The 17,262-nt window shown below is 71.3% G+C and carries 17 protein-coding genes; 9 read left to right on the top strand and 8 right to left on the bottom strand.

Translation table 11 applies throughout. The annotated features are described in order from the left end of the window. Position 1 precedes the first annotated feature (1 nt). Positions 2-580: a DUF1449 family protein gene (locus IT780_RS04490; RefSeq protein WP_199510126.1), complete on the bottom strand. Its 579-nt coding sequence runs from the start codon at positions 578-580 to the stop codon at positions 2-4. 123 nt (positions 581-703) lie between these two features. After that, on the bottom strand, positions 704-955 hold the full coding sequence (locus IT780_RS04485) for a hypothetical protein (RefSeq protein WP_199510125.1): 252 nt from the start codon (positions 953-955) through the stop codon (positions 704-706). Between the two features lie 323 nt (positions 956-1,278). Here IT780_RS04485 and IT780_RS04480 point away from each other — a divergent pair, with 323 nt between their 5' ends. Genes IT780_RS04480 through IT780_RS04465 form a run of 4 tightly spaced genes read left to right on the top strand, consistent with a single transcriptional unit; the run spans position 1,279 to position 5,833 of the window. Beyond that, positions 1,279-2,625: a glycosyltransferase gene (locus tag IT780_RS04480; protein ID WP_199510124.1), complete on the top strand. Its 1,347-nt coding sequence runs from the start codon at positions 1,279-1,281 to the stop codon at positions 2,623-2,625. A gap of 31 nt (positions 2,626-2,656) precedes the next feature. After that, positions 2,657-3,853, top strand: a complete 1,197-nt coding sequence (gene wecB / locus IT780_RS04475) for a non-hydrolyzing UDP-N-acetylglucosamine 2-epimerase (protein WP_199510123.1) — start codon at positions 2,657-2,659, stop codon at positions 3,851-3,853. Further along, complete coding sequence (locus tag IT780_RS04470) at positions 3,853-5,487, top strand: DUF2334 domain-containing protein (protein ID WP_199510122.1); 1,635 nt, start codon at positions 3,853-3,855, stop codon at positions 5,485-5,487. The genes wecB and IT780_RS04470 overlap by 1 nt, the downstream gene beginning before the upstream one ends. Before the next feature lies 1 nt (position 5,488). After that, positions 5,489-5,833, top strand: coding sequence for a hypothetical protein (locus IT780_RS04465; protein ID WP_199510121.1), 345 nt, complete (start codon positions 5,489-5,491; stop codon positions 5,831-5,833). Positions 5,834-5,835: 2 nt separating this feature from the next. On the opposite strand, the gene IT780_RS04460 is transcribed toward IT780_RS04465, so the two are convergent. Next, positions 5,836-6,582: a dienelactone hydrolase family protein gene (locus tag IT780_RS04460; RefSeq protein ID WP_199510120.1), complete on the bottom strand. Its 747-nt coding sequence runs from the start codon at positions 6,580-6,582 to the stop codon at positions 5,836-5,838. A gap of 170 nt (positions 6,583-6,752) precedes the next feature. Here IT780_RS04460 and IT780_RS04455 point away from each other — a divergent pair, with 170 nt between their 5' ends. After that, the gene (locus tag IT780_RS04455) at positions 6,753-8,198 is read left to right on the top strand and encodes a cellulose binding domain-containing protein (RefSeq protein WP_199510119.1); all 1,446 of its coding nucleotides are present in this window, start codon (positions 6,753-6,755) and stop codon (positions 8,196-8,198) included. 96 nt (positions 8,199-8,294) lie between these two features. On the opposite strand, the gene IT780_RS04450 is transcribed toward IT780_RS04455, so the two are convergent. Beyond that, the gene (locus IT780_RS04450; RefSeq protein ID WP_199510118.1) at positions 8,295-8,906 is read right to left on the bottom strand and encodes a TetR/AcrR family transcriptional regulator; all 612 of its coding nucleotides are present in this window, start codon (positions 8,904-8,906) and stop codon (positions 8,295-8,297) included. A 104-nt stretch (positions 8,907-9,010) separates the two neighbouring features. On the opposite strand from IT780_RS04450, the gene IT780_RS04445 reads away from it, so the two are divergent. Next, positions 9,011-9,493 (top strand): MarR family winged helix-turn-helix transcriptional regulator, encoded by a 483-nt coding sequence (locus IT780_RS04445; protein WP_199510117.1) that lies wholly within the window; start codon positions 9,011-9,013, stop codon positions 9,491-9,493. Beyond that, entirely contained in the window at positions 9,490-11,073 is a 1,584-nt protein-coding gene (locus tag IT780_RS04440) for an MDR family MFS transporter (protein ID WP_199510116.1), read from the top strand. The genes IT780_RS04445 and IT780_RS04440 overlap by 4 nt, the downstream gene beginning before the upstream one ends. Positions 11,074-11,148: 75 nt before the next feature. On the opposite strand, the gene IT780_RS04435 is transcribed toward IT780_RS04440, so the two are convergent. Both IT780_RS04435 and IT780_RS04430 read right to left on the bottom strand, forming a co-directional pair. Continuing rightward, a complete protein-coding gene (locus IT780_RS04435) occupies positions 11,149-12,576 on the bottom strand; it encodes an MFS transporter (protein ID WP_199510115.1) in 1,428 nt (475 codons plus the stop codon). A gap of 88 nt (positions 12,577-12,664) precedes the next feature. Continuing rightward, complete coding sequence (locus IT780_RS04430) at positions 12,665-13,324, bottom strand: TetR/AcrR family transcriptional regulator (protein ID WP_233412242.1); 660 nt, start codon at positions 13,322-13,324, stop codon at positions 12,665-12,667. A 175-nt stretch (positions 13,325-13,499) separates the two neighbouring features. On the opposite strand from IT780_RS04430, the gene IT780_RS04425 reads away from it, so the two are divergent. Both IT780_RS04425 and IT780_RS04420 read left to right on the top strand, forming a co-directional pair. Continuing rightward, on the top strand, positions 13,500-15,101 hold the full coding sequence (locus IT780_RS04425; RefSeq protein WP_199510114.1) for a tetratricopeptide repeat-containing diguanylate cyclase: 1,602 nt from the start codon (positions 13,500-13,502) through the stop codon (positions 15,099-15,101). Between the two features lie 399 nt (positions 15,102-15,500). Then, entirely contained in the window at positions 15,501-16,292 is a 792-nt protein-coding gene (locus IT780_RS04420; protein WP_372443629.1) for an SAM-dependent methyltransferase, read from the top strand. Between the two features lie 211 nt (positions 16,293-16,503). Here the strand turns inward: IT780_RS04420 and IT780_RS04415 are convergent, their stop codons facing one another. Together IT780_RS04415 and IT780_RS04410 are read right to left on the bottom strand one after the other, a co-directional pair. After that, positions 16,504-16,878 carry a hypothetical protein gene (locus IT780_RS04415; RefSeq protein WP_307831037.1) on the bottom strand — a complete coding sequence of 125 codons (375 nt, stop codon included), beginning with the start codon at positions 16,876-16,878 and terminating at the stop codon, positions 16,504-16,506. Further along, positions 16,856-17,107 (bottom strand): hypothetical protein, encoded by a 252-nt coding sequence (locus IT780_RS04410; RefSeq protein ID WP_199510113.1) that lies wholly within the window; start codon positions 17,105-17,107, stop codon positions 16,856-16,858. Before IT780_RS04410 ends, IT780_RS04415 begins: the two co-directional genes overlap by 23 nt. Positions 17,108-17,262: the final 155 nt, after the last annotated feature.

The following is a 17,262-nucleotide window of genomic DNA, read 5'->3' as shown; positions in this document are numbered from 1 at the left end:
CTTAATTCTGTGCGATGTCGGCGGGGATGATCCAGAAGAAGTCGCCGTCGGGGTCGACGTCGTAGAGCACGGCGACCGTGCCGGCGCGCAGGTCGTCGTCGCCGGCCTGGCGGACCTGCACGATGGCGGAGGAGCCGTCGGGCGCGTGCACCTCGGCCTGCCCGAACGTGCGGGTGACCCGCCCGGTGCGCACGACGCAGGTCAGCCCGAGGAAGTCGGCCCGCGACGGCTCGGCGCCGGCGGGCAGGAAGCGTCTGATGAGCAGGACGGCCAGGCGCGCGACGACCCACGCCACGACCACCGCGGCGGCCAGCACGAGCGCGGCCGGGATCGCCCCGAGCAGCTGCGAGCCGGCAAGTGTGGCGAACCACGCGAAGACGACGAGCAGGGAGACGACCACGGAGGCCGGCACCCCGCCGAGCCCCAGGAACCCGAGGAAGCCGCCCTCGCCGCCGGCGCCGTCACCGTCGGGGTCGGCGCCGCCCACGACGACGACCAGCCAGTACCCGATCACCACGACCAGTAGTGGCGTGAGCACGACGGTGGGGAAGCTGAGCGCAGCCTCGAAGAACCCACCCATGAATCAGCCCCGCCCCCGTGACACGCCCGCCGGATGGATCTCCTGCGGTGACGTCGATGATGACAGGCCGGTACAAGCCGGTCCCTCCCCCGTCAGGACAAGATCGCGGGTGGTCGTACCGGGTCAGTCGTCGGTGAGGGCAAGCGTGTCGGGGAGCTCGAGGAGGACCTCGCGGCGGTCCGGGTCCCGGGTGAGGTCCGCCTGTTCCTCGATGTAGTCGATGAGTTCGTCGCGGTCGGCGTCCGGGAGGTCGTCGAGGGTGGCCGCCAGGTCGTCGAGGAGCGTCGTCGCCGTCCGGGGGTCGATCTCGTCGTCGCTCGACAGCTCGATCGCCACCGCCAGGTCGATCAGCGCCCGCACCAGGATCCGGTTCACGCACGCAGCATAGACCTCACCGAGAGTTACAGGAATCGCCGCCGGGGGTTGTCGTGCTCCGTGACGGCCGCACTTACGCATAGTCACCGGCCGCAGCAGCCCTTTCAGGCCGCTCGCCGTCCGGCGACGAAACCGGTTGGCCCGGTTTTGCCCGTATTGCGCTGCCTGAGATGTCTGAGATGGGCCGAACAGTCAGTTCGCGTCGTCGCTCCGGTCGCCGGGCTTGTATCACGCTGAGTAGCGCCCTAATGTCCTGATACGTCCGGGAGCGCGGCAAGCGTTACCCGGCCGACAACACAGTCAGTGACAGCGGGGAGGCAGCGATGACGGCAGCGGACAGCTGGTTCCTGGTGGTCGCCGGGTACGCGGTCCTGCTCGCCTGGCCGGTCTCCACGCTCGCGCTGGTCAGCTTCGCCGTCCGGTACGCCGCGTCACACCGCCGTACGGTCGTCGAGCAGTCGCTCGCGCACGGCGACGGCACCCCGGAGCACTTCTGGATCATCGTGCCGGCGCTGAACGAAGAGGTCGTCGTCGGCAACACCGTGAACGCGGCGCTCAGCCTCGGCGGCCCCGGCGGCACGCTCGCCCGGGTGCTCGTGGTCGACGACGGGTCGGACGACCGTACGCCCGAGGTGCTCGCAGCCATCGACCACCCGCGGCTGCAGGTACTGCGCCGGGAGCTGCCGGAGGCGCGCAAGGGCAAGGGCGAGGCGCTGAACGCGGCGTACCGCTACATCGCCGAGCGCACCGCGGAGTCCGGTGTGGACCCGGCGAAGGTGGTCATCGGCATCATCGACGGCGACGGCCAGGGCAGCCGCAACATCCTGCTCGAGGTCTCCCGGATGATGCGCGACCCGCGGATCGGCGCCGCCCAGGTGCAGGTACGCATCCGCAACCGCAACAAGCTCCTCGGCGCGGTGCAGGACCTCGAGTTCGGCGCGATCGTCAACGCCTGCCAGAGCCTGCGCGACACCATCGACACCGTCGGGCTCGGCGGCAACGGGCAGTTCACCCGCCTCTCCGCGTTGCTGGCTCTCGGCGACGCGCCCTGGTCGGCCTGCCTCGTCGAGGACCTCGAGCTGGGGCTGCGCATGCACCTCGGCGGCGTCGGCATCCGCTACACGTCGCGGGCCTCGGTCACCCAGCAGGCCGTCGTCGACCTGCGCCGGCTCACCCGGCAGCGCACCCGCTGGGCGCAGGGCAACCTGCAGTGCGCCCGCTACCTGCGCCGGCTGTTCGCATCCCGGCAGATCGGCGTCACCTCGCTGCTGGAGATGCTGCACTACCTGGTCTCCCCGTGGCTCAACGCGCTGGTCACCGTGGCGCTCGTGGCCGGCGTGTCGGTCGCCGCGGTCGGGCTCGCGGCCGGGCACCCGATGCCGTACCTGCAGTCCTGGCAGGAGCTGGCCTACAGCGGCGAGGTGTGGTTCGCGGTCACGTTCTTCCCCGGCTTCGTCTGGGCGCTCGTGCACCGGTACCGGCTGCGCGACGAGACCCTGCGCCGGCTGCTCACCGCGGCGGTCGCGTACCCGATCTTCCTGCTCCTCGGACTCGTCGCGACGTACCGCGCGATCGTCCGGCAGGCCCGCGGACAGCAGTCCTGGGCCAAGACCGAGCGGCTCGCCGAGGAGCCGCTCGAACCCGCTCCCTCCCTCGCCCTCGCCGCCTGAAGGTTTTCCCCCCGGACCTTGGAGAAAAGGCATGTCGCTCCCCTCGCTCCCCGAAGTGCACCTGATCGGCGGCACCCGCCCCGAAGCCGTCAAGCTCGCGCCGGTCGTCCTGGCGATGCGCGACGCCGGCCTGCTGACGCCCGTCCTGGTCGCCAGCGGCCAGCACCCGGCGATGGTCGGGCAGGCGCTCGCCGCGTTCGGCCTCACCCCCGACGTCACGCTGCGGGTCGAGCGCGGCACCGGCGGCCAGGCCGAGCTGCTCACCGCGATGATCCGGCAGCTCGACGAGCTGTGGCAGGTCCGCACGCCGGCCGCCGTGATCGTGCAGGGCGACACCACTACCAGCCTCGCCGGGGCGCTGGCCGCGTTCTGGCGGCGCATCCCCGTGGTGCACCTCGAGGCCGGGCTGCGCTCGGGCGACCTCGACTCGCCGTTCCCCGAGGAGGCGAACCGGCGGCTGGTCGCCCAGGTCGCCGCGCTGCACCTGGCGCCGACGCCGCTGGCCGCGATGAACCTGCTCGACGAGAACATCGCCACGTCCGACGTGCTGATCGCCGGCAACACCGTCGTGGACGCGACGCTCGCGGTGGCCGCGCGGCGGATGCCGTACGAGAACCCGCAGGTCGCCACCGCCCGGGCCGGCAGCACCAACCGCCTCGTGCTGGTCACCGCCCACCGGCGCGAGTCCTGGGGCGCCCCGCTGGACCGGATCCTGACCGCGGTCCGCGAGCTCGTCGCCCGCTACCCGGACATCGACGTGGTCCTGCCCAGCCACCCGAACCCCGCGGTCCGCGCCCAGGTGGAGGCCGGGCTGGCCGGGATCGAGCGGGTCACGGTCACCGACCCGCTGCCGTACCCGGACCTGTCGCGGCTGCTGTCCGAGGCGTACCTGGTGCTGACCGACTCGGGCGGCATCCAGGAGGAGGCGCCGTCGTTCGGCGTACCGGCCCTGGTGCTGCGGGAGGTGACCGAGCGGGTCGAGTCGCTGCACGCCGGCTGCGCCCGGCTGGTCGGCTCCGACCCGGAGCTGATCGTCAAGGAGGCGTCCGTGCTGCTCGACAGCCGGGTGCGCCGGGACGCGATGGCCGCCGGCGGCAACCCGTACGGCGACGGGCTCGCGGCCGCCCGTACCGCCCAGGCCACCGCCGCCCTGCTCGGCCTCGCCGAGGCTCCCGCACCGATGCCCGCCCTGGACTCCCCCGCCACTGCCACGTACGGAGCGTTCTGATGCGTACCCCGAAGTTCTCCCGCCGGGTCCTGCTCGGCGCGACCGTCGCGCTCACCGCGACCGCCGCTCTCGGGCTGGGCGTGGTCAACGCCGACGCCGCCGAACGCACCGCCGCCCCCACGCCGGCCGCGAAGTCCGGCAAGGCGGCGCCGGGCGGCGGCACCGCCAAGACGCTCGTGCTGTACGACACCACCGGCGACTACGGCTGGATGGGCGAGGTCTACGCCACCCAGACCGCGAACCTGGCCTCGCACTTCGGCTCGTGGACCGCCGCGCCCGTGGCGAGCTACAAGGCCAACGACCTGTCGGCGTACACCGCTGTCGTCTACCTCGGCTCGACGTACGACGAGCCGCTGCCGGCCGCGTTCCTGGACGACGTCGCCGCCACCACCAAGCCCGTCACCTGGGTCTTCGACAACATCTGGCAGCTCGTCTCGCGGGACGCGACGTTCGCGGCGACCCACGGCTTCACCAGCGGCGCCTTCGACTTCTCCGACGTCGCCCAGGTCGACTACAAGGGCACGAAGCTCACCCGCGACACGGTGAACAGGTCCGGGATCATGAACCTGTCGATCACCGACGGGGCGAAGGTCAGGACCCTGGCTTCCGCCGTACGCCCCGACGGCACGTCCTTCCCGTGGGCGGTGCAGTCCGGCAACCTCACGTACGTGGGTGAGATGCCCTTCGCATACGTGACCCACGACGACCGCTACCTCGCCTTCGCCGACCTGCTGTTCGACTCCCTCGGCGACACCGGGGTGTCCCGCGAGCGGCACCGCGCGCTGGCCCGCATCGAGGACGTCGGCCCCGACTCGGACCCCGACGAGCTGCGCGCGATCGCCGACTACCTGTACGCCCAGAAAGTCCCGTTCAGCGTCGCCGTCTACCCGCGCTACCGCGACCCGAAGGGCGTCCAGAACAACGGCAAGGCACAGGACTACACGCTGCTGCAGCGGCCGAAGGTCGTCTCCGCCCTGCGCTACATGCAGCAGCGCGGCGGCACCCTGCTCATGCACGGCTACACCCACCAGTACGGCTCCGCGCCCAACCCGTACGACGGCGTCAGCGCGAACGACTTCGAGTTCTACGCCGCGCACGTCGACGCGAACGACAGCGTGATCTACGACGGCCCGGTCGCCGGTGACTCCGCCGCGTTCGCCGCCAGCCGCATCGCGTCCTCCGGGCTCACCTTCGCGCTCGCCGGGCTGGGTGTGCCGACGACGTTCGAGTTCCCGCACTACGCCGGCAGTGCGGTCGACTACCAGACCGTGAACTCGGTGATGGGCAAGCGCTACGACCGGGGCCTGTACTTCCCCGGCGTGCTCGGCGGCGGGAAGATCGACTACAGCCGCCAGTTCGGCCAGTTCTTCCCGTACGCCGTCCGCGACGTCTACGGCTCGGTGGTCATCCCGGAGAACATCGGCAACGTCGAGCCCCTGCCGTTCAACAACCACCCGGCCCGGCTCCCCGCCGACCTGATTGCCTCGGCGCAGCGCAACCTGGTGGTCCGCGACGGAGTGGCCAGCTTCTTCTACCACCCGTACCTCGGCACCGACCACCTGAAGCAGCTGGTGCCGGGCATCAAGGCGCTGGGCTACACCTTCGTCAGCGGCGACTCGATGGTCGCCAACTGACATGGAGGTGGCCGACTTCTACGCCCGGTCCTGGATCTCCCGGGACCGGGCGGCGGTCCGCCGGCTGATCGCGCCGGACGCCGAGATCGAGTGGAATCTCGGCGTCCCGGTCGACGACGAGGAGCTGGTGCAGACCCAGCACCGGATCGCCTCGTTCGCCGACTCGGTCACCGTCGTCTCGGCCGTGCACGCCGGCGACCGGACCGCCCTGCTCTACGACTGCGCCGCGCCGTTCGGGACGGTCCGGCTCGCCGAGTTCCTGACCGTCACCGACGGCCGGATCGGCGAGGTCCGCCAGGCGTGGGACCTGGTGGCGCTGGCCCGGTACTTCGCCGGCCTGGCCTGACCTCAGTCGAGGCGGTCCAGGAAGGCGAACAGGTTCTCCCAATGCCGCTTCTCGGCCGCCTCGTTGTAGGCCGCGGTGTCAGACATCGTGAAGCCGTGCGGCGCGCCCTCGTACACCTCGGAGGTGTACCGCACGCCGGCCTTGTCCAGGGCCGCCTCGAGGGTGGCGATCTGCTCGGCGTTCATCGAGTGGTCGTTGTCGGCGTGGGCGAAGTACAACTCGCCGGTCACCGCGCCGACCTTCAGGTGCGGGCTGTCCGGCTGGTCGGTGACGAGGCGGCCGCCGTGGAAGCTGGCCACCCCCTTGATCCGGTCCGGGTACGCCTCGATCGCCTTGACCGCGTTGGTGCCGCCCATGCAGTAACCGGTGGCCACGACAGGACCGGGCGCGACGCCGTCCTGCGCCGCCAAAAAGTCGAGGTACGCCCGGGTGTCCCGGACGATCCTGTCGGTGTCCAGCGCCATGATCATCGGCACGACCTTGCCGAAGATGGACTCCCGGGCCGCCGGGTCGGAGAGAGCGCTGAGGTCGACCAGCGGCGAGCGGCCGCCGCGGTACAGGATGTTGGGAGCGAGGACGACGTATCCCCGCCCGGCGATCCGGGTGGCCATCTCCTCGATGCGCGGACGCAGGCCGAACGCGTCCATGAAGAGCAGCACTGCCGGCCACGGCCCTTCGCCGTCGGGCCGGACGAGGTAGGCGTCGGCCACCCCGTCGTCGGTGGTGATGTCCACGGTGGTCTTGTGCATGCCTCGAACCGTATCCCCCGCCGGACGCCATCCCGCGCATGCTCACCGGCAGTGATCAACAGGCCCGCGGTCAGCGACTTGAAGCAGACTTAAGGAAATTGGCAGAACCCTTTAAGCACCGCCGGATCACGATCGACTCCGTTCGCAGCCCCCTCGATCGGAGTCGTTACATGGCACGCAACCGGCTACGCCTGTCCATCTACCTGGGAGCGGCCCTCGTCGCCGTGGGCGGAGGCGCGATCGCCGCGGTGGCGGCGACCGGTCCGGCGGCCGGCGGCCTGACCGCCTCGTTCACCAAGGACTCCGACTGGGGTACGGGCTACCAGGCGCACTACACGATCAAGAACTCCGGCGGCTCCGCCGTCACGGGCTGGCAGCTCGCCTTCGGCCTGCCGTCCGGCGCGAAGCTCGGCACCTTCTGGGACGCCGCCGTCACGACCTCCGGCGCGGTGTCGACGGCCAAGGACCGCGGCTACAACGCGACGATCCCGGCCGGCGCGACCACCGAGTTCGGCTTCATCGTCAACGGCAGCGGCGCCCCGACCAGCTGCACGATCAACGGCGCCCCCTGCACCGGCGGCGGCTCGGTCCCCACCACCGCGCCGACGACGACCAAGCCCGCCACGAAGCCGCCGACCACCGCGCCCACGAAGCCGCCGACAACGGCACCGACCACCCAGCCGCCCGCGACCAGCAAGCCGCCGGCCACCACGGCTCCCCCGGCATCCGGTGGCGGCAGCGTCCGCGTGGCCCCGTACGTGGACATGGGCCTGCTCTCCAACGGCAGCACGACGCTCTCCCAGCTGGCCTCCAGCGGCAACGTCAAGTCGTTCTCGCTGGCGTTCGTGACCAGCGCCGGCTGCAAGGCGAGCTGGTTCAACGCGTTCGACCCGCGCAGCAAGCAGTTCGGCGACCAGATCGACGCGCTGCGCCGCGCCGGCGGTGACGTGAAGGTGTCCTTCGGCGGCGCGACCGGCATCGAGCTGGCCCAGGCCTGCACCGACGTGAAGGCGCTGCAGGCCGAGTACCAGGCGGTCGTGTCGGCGTACAACCTGAAGTACATCGACCTGGACATCGAGGGCGCGGCCGTGGCCGACCCCACCACGATCGCCCGCCGCTCCACCGCGCTGGCCGCCCTGCAGAAGGCCAACCCGGGCCTGAAGATCTCGCTGACCCTCCCGGTGCTGCCGGAGGGCCTCACCAGCGACGGCCTCAACGTGGTCAAGTCGGCCAAGAACGCCGGCGTCGACCTGGACCTGGTCAACATCATGGCGATGGACTACGGGCGCTCCGCGCAGGACTACGGCGACCTGGCGATCCAGGCGGTCAAGTCGACCAAGGACCAGCTCAAGTCGATCTACGGCAGCAGTGACGCGGCGGCCTTCAAGATGGTCGGCGTGACGCCGATGCTCGGCAAGAACGACGACAACGGGACGTTCACCCAGAGCGACGCCCGCGACCTGGTCGCCTTCGCGAACAGCAACCACATCGGCTTCGTCTCCTTCTGGGAGGCGAACCGCGACCGCAACGCCTGCAACGGCGCGCTGTTCCAGTGCACCAACGTGGCCCAGTCGCCGTTCGAGTTCAGCAAGATCTTCGCCGGCTTCCAGGGCTGAGGCCCCGGCCGTCCCCGCGGCCGTACCGTCCCCTGAGTTCCACCATCCCCACCAGCGCGGCGCCAGGAAGCATCCCTCCCGGCGCCGCGCGCCCGTCTATTCGACGAACCCGCGCCCGACCTCGGCCAGGGACCGCTGGACCAGCTCCGCCAGGGGCGTCTCTGCCGGGTCCTCCAGCCACACGTGCAGCGAGACCCGGGTGGCCGTCATGAAGGTGGCGGCCATCAGGCGGCCCCGGATCCCGGACCGCTGGGCCTCGGGCAGCCGGTCGGCCACCGCGGCGGCCAGTTCGCGCTCCAGCGCCGCGAACGTGCTGACCTGCTGGGCGAGCAGCGCGGGCTCACTGCGCAGGAGCCGGGTCTGCGCCACCCAGTGCGGGTCCAGCTCGCCGATCTGCTGGTACGCCTCCTGCGCCGCCCGGCTGAGCGCCGTCCACGGACCCTCGGCCGCGGGACGCGCGCGCACGGCGTCGATGAGCAACACCATGCGCTGCCGGTCCCCGTGCAGCAGCGCCTCTTCCTTGTTGGCGAAGTAGTTGGAGAACGTCCGCCGGGAGACGCCGGCCTCGTCCGCGACCGCCTCGACCGTAAGCCTGTCCGCGCCGTGCTCGATCGCCAGGCGGACGGCGGCGTCGTGCAGCGCCTGACGCGTCGCGGCTTTCTTGCGTTCCCGCAGCCCCGGCTCGGGTACGCGGACTTCGGCGGTCATGGGTCGAGCGTACCGACGATGTGACTCACTTCCCACTGAGCAAAGTTGCACAGTGAGCAATGCGAGCCGATAGTTGTATGCGGCACCCATTCCGGGAGGGGCAGATGGACGACGGCACCGCGGTACGACGCGAGCTTTTCAGCCACGTACGGGAGATGCTCAGGGCCGTACGCCTCTTCAAGAACGACCTGCCGGCGCGGCACCCGGCTGTTCCCTTCGGCACGGTCGGCGTGCTCTCGGTGATCGACGCCATGGCGGCCGGGCTTCCCGCGGGGTGCCACGGCAAGGAGCTGGCCGCCCGCTGCTCGCTCGACCCGTCGACGATCAGCCGCACCGTCGCCACCCTCGTGCGCTCGGGACTGGTGCAGCGGACGGCCGACCCGGCGGACCGCCGGGCCAGCGTGCTCAGCCTCACCCCGCTCGGCCGGCAGGCCCTCGACGACGTCACGGCATGGGCCGACGAGCGCCTCGCCGACGCCCTCCAGGAATGGCACCCCGACGAGATCGCCGCCTTCACCACGCTGATGCGGCGCTTCTCGACAGACCTCACGTCCCGCTACGACCAACCGCTGGAGGCCGCGCGATGAGCGCACCCACCACCACGCGCGCCGAACAGGGCGCGATGAGCCACCGCGAGATCCTGGAGGCCCTCAGCGGCCTCCTGCTCGTGCTGTTCGTCGCGATGTCCAGCGCCACCATCGTCTCCACCGCGCTGCCGAAGATCATCGGCGCGCTCAACGGCAGCCAGACCCAGTACACCTGGGTGGTCACGGCCAGCCTGCTCACCGCCACCGCGACGACCCCGATCTGGGGCAAGCTGGCCGACCTCTACAGCAAGAAGGCCCTGGTCCAGGTCTCGATCGTGGTGTTCGTGCTCGGCTCGATCGTGGCCGGCTTCGCCCAGTCGGCGGGCCAGCTCATCGCCGCCCGCGCGTTCCAGGGCATCGGCATGGGCGGCGTCCAGGCGCTGGTCCAGGTCGCCATCGCGGCGATGATCCCGCCCCGCGAGCGCGGCCGCTACAACGGCTACCTCGGCGGCGTCCTCGCCCTCGCCACGGTCGGCGGACCGCTGCTCGGCGGCGTCATCGTCGACACGTCGTGGCTGGGGTGGCGCTGGTGCTTCTTCATCGGCGCCCCGGTCGCCGTGGTCGCGCTCGTGGTGCTCCAGCGCACGCTGCACCTGCCGGTCTTCCGCCGGGACAACGTGAAGATCGACTACGCCGGTGCCTCGCTCATCGCCGCCGGCGTCAGCATCCTGCTGATCTGGGTCTCCTTCGTCGACAGCTCGTTCGGCTGGGTCTCGTGGCAGACGTTCGCCATGGTCGGCGCCGGCCTCGTGCTGCTCGCGACCGCGGTGTGGGTGGAGTCCCGAGCCGCCGAGCCGGTCGTCCCGCTGCAGATCGTGCGGCAGCGCACCACGGCCCTGGCGATCCTCGCCAGCCTCGCGGTCGGCATGGCCATGTTCGGCGGCTCGGTCTTCCTCGGCCAGTACTTCCAGATCGGCCGCGGCTACAGCCCCACCGAGGCCGGCCTGCTCACCATCCCGCTGATGGCCGGCGTGCTGGTCTCCTCGACCATCTCCGGCCGGATGATCACCAAATCCGGCAAGATCAAGCCGTACATCGTGACCGGCACGATCGTGCTGGTCGCCGGCTTCGCGATGCTCTCCACCATGGACCACCTGACCCCGCTCTGGTACATCGGCGTGGGCATGGCCCTGGTCGGCATCGGCGTGGGCATGTCGATGCAGAACCTGGTGCTCGCGGTGCAGAACACCGTCCGCCTGCGGGACATCGGCGCGGCCAGCTCGACCATCGCCTTCTTCCGCTCGCTCGGCGGCACGATCGGCGTCTCGGTGCTCGGCGCCGTCCTCGCCCACCGGGTCACCGACTCGATCACCTCGCAGCTCGCCGCGGCGGGCGTACCGGCGGGGTCGAGCGGCGGCAAGACCAGCAGCCTGAACCTCGCGGAGCTGCCGCCGACGATCCAGCACATCGTGCGGGCCGCGTACGGCGACGCCACCGGTCACATCTTCCTGATCTCCGCGGGCATCGGGGTGGTCGGCGTGATCGCGGCCCTGCTGTTCCGGCAGATCACCCTGCGCTCGACCATCGACCTCGCCGCCGCCCGGAAGGCGGACGGGGCACCGGTTCCCGCGGCTCGATAGAACGGATCATCGCAACGGCGCCCGGGGCTCACCCCGGGCGCCGTTCGCGTCGGCAGGTCAGGCGGCGACGGTAGGTCAGGCGGCGACGGCCGCCTCCGCGAGCTGCTCCGACGTCGGGCGCAGACGCGGAGCGCCGATGGCCGTCAGGATGTTCGCCGCCGCGAAGATCGCCGCGAAGAACAACCCGCGCTGGAACCCGTCGACCAGGGCCGTGCCCGGCTGCTCGCCACCGGCGATCAGGTCCTCGACGTGCGAGGTGGCGAGCGTGGTGATCACCGCGAGCCCGAGCGCCCCGCCGACCTGGTAGCCCGCGTTCACCACGCCGGACGCGGCGCCGGCCTGCTCGTGCCGGACGTCGGCCACCGCGGCGATCGAGGCGGGCGTGCCCGTGCCGATGATGCCCATGCCGAACAGCACGATGCCCGGCAGGATCGTGAACGCGTACGAGCCCGTGGCATCCGCGCCGGAGAGCAGCAGCAGGCCGGCGACGCTCAGCACCGCCCCGCCGATCTGCACCGGCCTGGTGCCGTACCGCGTCACGAGCTGCGAGGCCAGCACGGCGCTCGCGATCGCGGCGATGCCCATCGGCAGGAACTGCAGGCCAGTCTCCAGCGCGGTCAGGCCCCGTACCTGCTGCAGGAAGATCGCGGTGAGGAAGAACATCGCGAGGAACGCCCCGCCGTTGAGGGCCAGCGCCAGGATCGAGGTGCTCAGCCCACGGGAGCGGAACAACGCCAACGGCACGAGCGGAGCGGCCGACCGTGCCTCGACGCGTACGAACGCCCCCAGCAGCGCCAGCCCACCGGCCAGCAGCGCCACGACCTCGAACGACGACCAGCCGAGCGGTTCCGCGCGGATGACGCCCAGCATGATCGCCAGCAGGCCGCCCGTGCTCAGCAGCGCACCGGCCACGTCGAAGGTCCGTTTCCCGGGCGTCGTCGCCCGGCTCTCCGCGACGAACATCGGCACGATCAGCGCGAGCACCGCGGCGATCGGCACGTTGACCAGGAAGACCCAGCGCCAGCTCAGCGAGTCGACGAGCAGGCCGCCCGCGATGACGCCCAGGGTGCCGCCGAGCCCGGCGAGACCGCCCCAGATCCCCATCGCGATGTTGCGGTCCCGGCCGTGGGCGAAGGTGACCGTGAGGATCGCGAACGCGGCCGGGGACAACAGCGCGCCGCCGAGCCCCTGCACGGCCCGCAACACGACGAGCTGCTCGGGGCTCTGCGCGAGGCCGGCCACCAGGGACGTCACCCCGAACAGCAGCAGCCCGGCGACGAAGACCCGGCGGCGGCCGAGCAGGTCGGCCACCCGCCCGCCGAGGAGCAGGAAACCCCCGAAGATCAGGGTGTACGCGCTGACGACCCACTGCAGCCCCGAGGCGCTGAACCCCAGGTCCTGCTGTATGTCGGGCAGCGCCACGTTCACGATCGTCACGTCGAGCACGACCATGAACTGGGCGAGCGCCAGTACGGCCAGGGCCGACCACGGTTTGCGGTGCATCGGTACCTCCTCCGAGCGGCGTCCTATGCGCCGTACATGTACAACGTATATGTACGGCGTAGAGGACCGTCAAGGGGTGTGACCGAGATCAGTTGCGGCGAGTGCCGCGGACGCCCTGCACGAGGAGGTCGATGTTGATCGTGAAGTAGTCGTCCTGCCCGCGGCAGCTCACCAGGGCGGGAGCGGCCGCGATGAGGTTCGGGTAGCGCCCCGGCTCGAGCGCCTGGAGCATCGCCTGCTTGTGGCGCATGTCCGCGGCCGCATCACCACCCACGGCGGCCTTGGCGGCCATCGGGTCGCCGACGACAAGGGTGATCACGGCGCACATCAGGAACGTGCCGACCTCGGCCGCCTGCTCCGGGCCGAACCCGGCCTGCCGCAACAGATCCAGCACCCGCTCCGCGAGCCGGAGACCCGGCTCGGCCACCAGGATGCGCCGCAACGCCAGGCCGGCCAGCGCCGGATGCGGCCGGATGGCGTCCAGGAAGGCGACGAGGATCGCGCGCAGCTGCTCGTCCCACATACCGTCGCCGGGCTCGGGCAGCTTCACCGAGGCGATCAGGTGCTCCGCCAGCCCGTCGAGCAGGCTGTCCTTGTCGTTGAAGTGCCAGTACATGGCCATCGGCGTGACGCCGTTCTCCTGGGCCAGCCGCCGGATCGTCACCGCCTCGAGCCCCTCGGCGTCCGCGAGCGCCGTCGCGCAATCGATGATCGCATCCCGGGACAGACGCACGCTCCGCTTGGCCATCCCACAACTGTACGACGTACAACGTGTGCGACCTCGGACGACGGCGAGCTGGATCACGTACGCCACACTGGGTCCCAGTGGTCACTCAGGGCTAACCTTCGGGAACACAGCGCATTTGTTCTTCAGCGCGCGCTGTTCGTGACGATGATTCGCCTGAGCGGAAGGGGTGAGCCGGATGGACGGGCGCGTACGCGACGTGGAGCAGCTGTCGGCTGCCCTGACGCAGCACGAGGATCAGTACCTCTGGGACGCCGACGCGACCCTCGAGGCCGCGACCGCCTTCGAGGCAGCGGCGCTCAGGCTCGGCGACGAGCGGCTCGCCACCCGCGCCCGGCTCCTGCAGGCCAACATGCTCATGCGCAAGGGCGAGGTCTCGGGCGCCGCGCAGCGCATCTGGAAGATCCACCAGTGGGCCACCGAGCACGGCGACCACCTCGTGCAGGCGCGTACGCACCTCGTCTGGGCCAACATCCACCGCCACCTCGGCGACGCCGCCCAGTCCCTCGAACACTCACTGCTCGCCGTCGAGCTCCTCGACGACACGGCCACCGACCACATGCGCGTCTGGCACCGCGCCAAGCTGGCCGACGCGCTCGGCGCCGCCGGCTCCATGGACGCCGCCCGCGACCAGTACGCCCAGGCCGAGGAGCTGGCCGTCCGGCTCGGGCTGCCCCAGCTGCTCATGGGCATGCTCAACAACTACGCGTACACCGAGTTCGCCACCGGCGAGCACGCCCGCGCCGAAGCGGTCGCCCAGCGCCTCCAGGACGTCGCGGCGGAGTACGGCTTCGTCCTCGACCCGGCGGTCCTCGACACCATCGGCGCGATCGAGATCGAGAACGGCAACTACACGCAGGCCGAGGAGACGCTGCGGCTCGCGGTGGCCCGGCACCACGACGGCCGGTACGAGGACGCCGACTCGCTCGCCGAGTTCATGCTCACGCTCGCCCGCGCCCAGCGCTTCCTGGGCGCCACCGACCGGGCCCAGGTCAGCCTCGACAAGTCCCGGGCGCTCTGCCTCGAACGCGAGCTCGGCGACGTCCTCGTCCGGGTCCACCAGGAGCAGGCCGAGCTGCATGCCGCCCGTGGCGAGTACGCGGACGCTTTCGCCGTACACAAGGAGTTCTTCGCCGCCCACAACGCGCTGCACTCGTCGCAGCGGGAGGCACAGGCCCGCACCCGGCAGGCGATGTTCGAGACCACCGAGGCGCGGCGCGAGGCGGAACGCTTCCGCGAGCAGGCCCGGCGCGACCCGCTGACCGGCCTGCGCAACCGCCGCTACCTCGACGAGCAGCTGCCTGCGCTGGTCGCCGACGGCGGCAGCCTGACCGTGGCGATCGTCGACCTCGACCACTTCAAGCGGATCAACGACCAGCTCTCCCACGAGGTCGGCGACCAGGTGCTGGTGCTGGTCGCGAAGCTCCTGGAGACCGAGCTGGCGGCCGTCGCGCCGGAGGGCTTCGTGGCGCGCATGGGCGGCGAGGAGTTCCTGCTCGCGCTGCCCGGCACGGACGTACCCCAGGCCACCGACCAGCTCGACGGCATCCGGCGCGCGATCAGCTCGTACGACTGGACCGCCCTGACCCACGGCCTCCCGGTCACCGTCAGCATCGGCGTCGCCGGACTCTCCGACGCGGCGGCGGCCACCCAGTCCGGCCTGATGTCCACCGCCGACCGCAACCTGTACGTCGCCAAGCACGCCGGCCGCAACCAGGTCGTGGCCGGCTCCCGCGACCGCCGAGCGGGGTCCTACCGGAACGGCGCGAACGCGGCCTGATCACCGCCCGTACCGTGCACCGGGGACGGCGCGAAAGCGTGCTGATCACCGCCCGCACCGTCCAACGGCGACGGTGCGAACACGGCCTGATCACCATTTTTCCATGCTGGAGCGGACATCCGTCCCTCCTCCCGGCGGCCGGTCCGATCGAGCGACGCGGCTGAATTTGATCAACTTCTGAGGCTAGGCTGGCGGCTACGGCTCCCGGCCGGCGCGGCTCGCGATCGGCCTGTCGAGTCGCGACGGGCCTCTGCCCACGCGGCCCTGCGGGATCCGGCCGGTCGCTCGCGGCCGGCACGGGCGCGGCCACGGCGGCCGGTGTCCTTTTCGGCCAGGGGTGGCCTGAGCAGGAGGCGGTCGACAGTGACCCAGCGCAGTGAGACGTCCGCACCGGCCGAGGTGGCGCCGCCCGGCGTCAACCCGAACATCCCGCACTCGGCCCGCATCTACGACTACTGGCTGGGAGGCAAGGACAACTTCGCCGTCGACCGGGCGGTGGCCGAGGCGATGCTGAAGGCCATCCCGGGCATGCGCGCCATGGCCGCCGAGAACCGCAAGTTCGTCCACCGCGCCGCCCGTGACCTGGTCAGCGGGGAGGGCATCCGGCAGTTCCTGGACATCGGCACCGGCATCCCGACGCGGCCCAACCTGCACGAGATCGCCCAGCGGATCGCCCCGGAGACCCGGGTGGTCTATGTGGACAACGACCCGATCGTGCTGGTCCACGCCCGCGCCCTGATGATCAGCAGCGAGCAGGGCCGCTCGGAGTACATCTCCGCGGACATCCGCCACCCGGAACAGATCCTCGAGCAGCCGGTGCTGCAGGAGACCCTCGACCTGACCCGGCCCGTCGGTCTCACGCTGATCGCCATCCTGATGCTCCTCGCGGACGAGGACGACCCGTGGGACCTCGTCGGCCGGCTCCGCGACGCGATGCCGTCCGGCAGCATCCTCGCGATCACGCACCCGACGGCGGACTTCAGCCCGGAGGCGGTCGGCCGGGCCGTGGCAGCGGCGACGGACGCGGGGATGACGCTGGTGGCCCGCACCAAGGAGGCGGTGGCCCGCTTCTTCGGCGACTGGGAGATGCTGGAGCCGGGCCTCGTGCCGGTGTCGGCGTGGCGCCCGGACGCGACGGACGTGGAGCCCGAAACCGCCTACTACTGGGCCGGAGTCGCCCGCAAGCCGTAACCGTAAAGCCGGGCCGGCCGTCGGACCGCAGCCCCGGCCGGCCGGGGGAACACAGCCGGGGGGCGGTCGTCGGGCTGCAGCCGGGCCGGCCGGCCGAGCGATCCAGCACGGGGGAACCGGACCGCCCGGCCGGGATCCGGGCGGCGCGTCCCGTTGCCGGGACGCGCGTCGAACGGCATCTGCGCGACGCCGCTCACTCTCTATGACGTTGTCAGGGCCGCAACCGTGGGCGCTTGCGGTGCGGTGGTCCAGGAAGTCTGCACGCCCGTACGAGTACCTGCCGGGTCTGCCGCTCCTCGCCGGTCCGGCCGTCGATCACCGTGCCCTCGACCTCGAGCCAGGTGTCGCCCTCGTACGGCACCGGCGACGTCCAGCCGACGCGGGCGACCCGCAGCGCCAGCGGGCCGACGCCGTAGCAGTAGTCCTGTTCCTGGAAGACGCGTACGGGCCAGCGCGCGATGCTGAGCTGGAGCCGCCCCCGGCGCAGGATCGGGGAGGACAGCGACCAGGCGCGCCGCCCGAGCGTCTCGTCCGGGCGGCGCCGGCTGGCACAGGGCAGGTGTTCAGTGACTCTCGTCGGGATCACCTCCGGCGTCCGGGCCGGCGTCCGGCGACGCGCCGTCGTGCCGGGTGAGGGCGTAGCGCACCCCGCCGAACCGGTGGGACACCGTGGTCGCGCGCGTCGTGGCTGCTTCCATGCAGTCCGTCAGCCTCTCGTCGCGCAGGACCGGCGCCGGGTTGCCGCGCCGGTGGGTGTCCACACCGTCGATGTCGTAGGTCTCGAAGGGCTCCGGGCCGATGTTGGGTACGGACATTGTGTTCCTCCCGCTCGGACGCTCCCGCCAGAGAGCCTCGCGTCGAGGGCCGCAGCGGCCGTTTCCGCGACCGACCCGTCACTCAAAGATGTCACCCTCCGTGACCCACTTTCAGTGGGGTACGTGCGTTATCATGCTCACAATCATGTGAGAAC

The organism is Nucisporomicrobium flavum (assembly GCF_016464385.1).
Taxonomy (GTDB): Bacteria; Actinomycetota; Actinomycetes; order Mycobacteriales; family Micromonosporaceae; genus Actinoplanes; species Actinoplanes flavus_A.
This window is presented reverse-complemented; position numbering and strand designations above follow the sequence as displayed.

Coding starts and splice junctions, on each gene's coding strand:
- IT780_RS04435 (WP_199510115.1), bottom strand. CDS start 12,576: ATGCACCGCAAACCGTGGTCGGCCCTGGCCGTACTGGCGCTCGCCCAG.
- IT780_RS04490 (WP_199510126.1), bottom strand. CDS start 580: ATGGGTGGGTTCTTCGAGGCTGCGCTCAGCTTCCCCACCGTCGTGCTC.
- IT780_RS04470 (WP_199510122.1), top strand. CDS start 3,853: ATGCGTACCCCGAAGTTCTCCCGCCGGGTCCTGCTCGGCGCGACCGTC.
- IT780_RS04425 (WP_199510114.1), top strand. CDS start 13,500: ATGGACGGGCGCGTACGCGACGTGGAGCAGCTGTCGGCTGCCCTGACG.
- IT780_RS04460 (WP_199510120.1), bottom strand. CDS start 6,582: ATGCACAAGACCACCGTGGACATCACCACCGACGACGGGGTGGCCGAC.
- IT780_RS04480 (WP_199510124.1), top strand. CDS start 1,279: ATGACGGCAGCGGACAGCTGGTTCCTGGTGGTCGCCGGGTACGCGGTC.
- IT780_RS04465 (WP_199510121.1), top strand. CDS start 5,489: ATGGAGGTGGCCGACTTCTACGCCCGGTCCTGGATCTCCCGGGACCGG.
- IT780_RS04440 (WP_199510116.1), top strand. CDS start 9,490: ATGAGCGCACCCACCACCACGCGCGCCGAACAGGGCGCGATGAGCCAC.
- IT780_RS04445 (WP_199510117.1), top strand. CDS start 9,011: ATGGACGACGGCACCGCGGTACGACGCGAGCTTTTCAGCCACGTACGG.
- IT780_RS04450 (WP_199510118.1), bottom strand. CDS start 8,906: ATGACCGCCGAAGTCCGCGTACCCGAGCCGGGGCTGCGGGAACGCAAG.
- wecB (WP_199510123.1), top strand. CDS start 2,657: ATGTCGCTCCCCTCGCTCCCCGAAGTGCACCTGATCGGCGGCACCCGC.
- IT780_RS04430 (WP_233412242.1), bottom strand. CDS start 13,324: ATGGCCAAGCGGAGCGTGCGTCTGTCCCGGGATGCGATCATCGATTGC.
- IT780_RS04410 (WP_199510113.1), bottom strand. CDS start 17,107: ATGTCCGTACCCAACATCGGCCCGGAGCCCTTCGAGACCTACGACATC.
- IT780_RS04455 (WP_199510119.1), top strand. CDS start 6,753: ATGGCACGCAACCGGCTACGCCTGTCCATCTACCTGGGAGCGGCCCTC.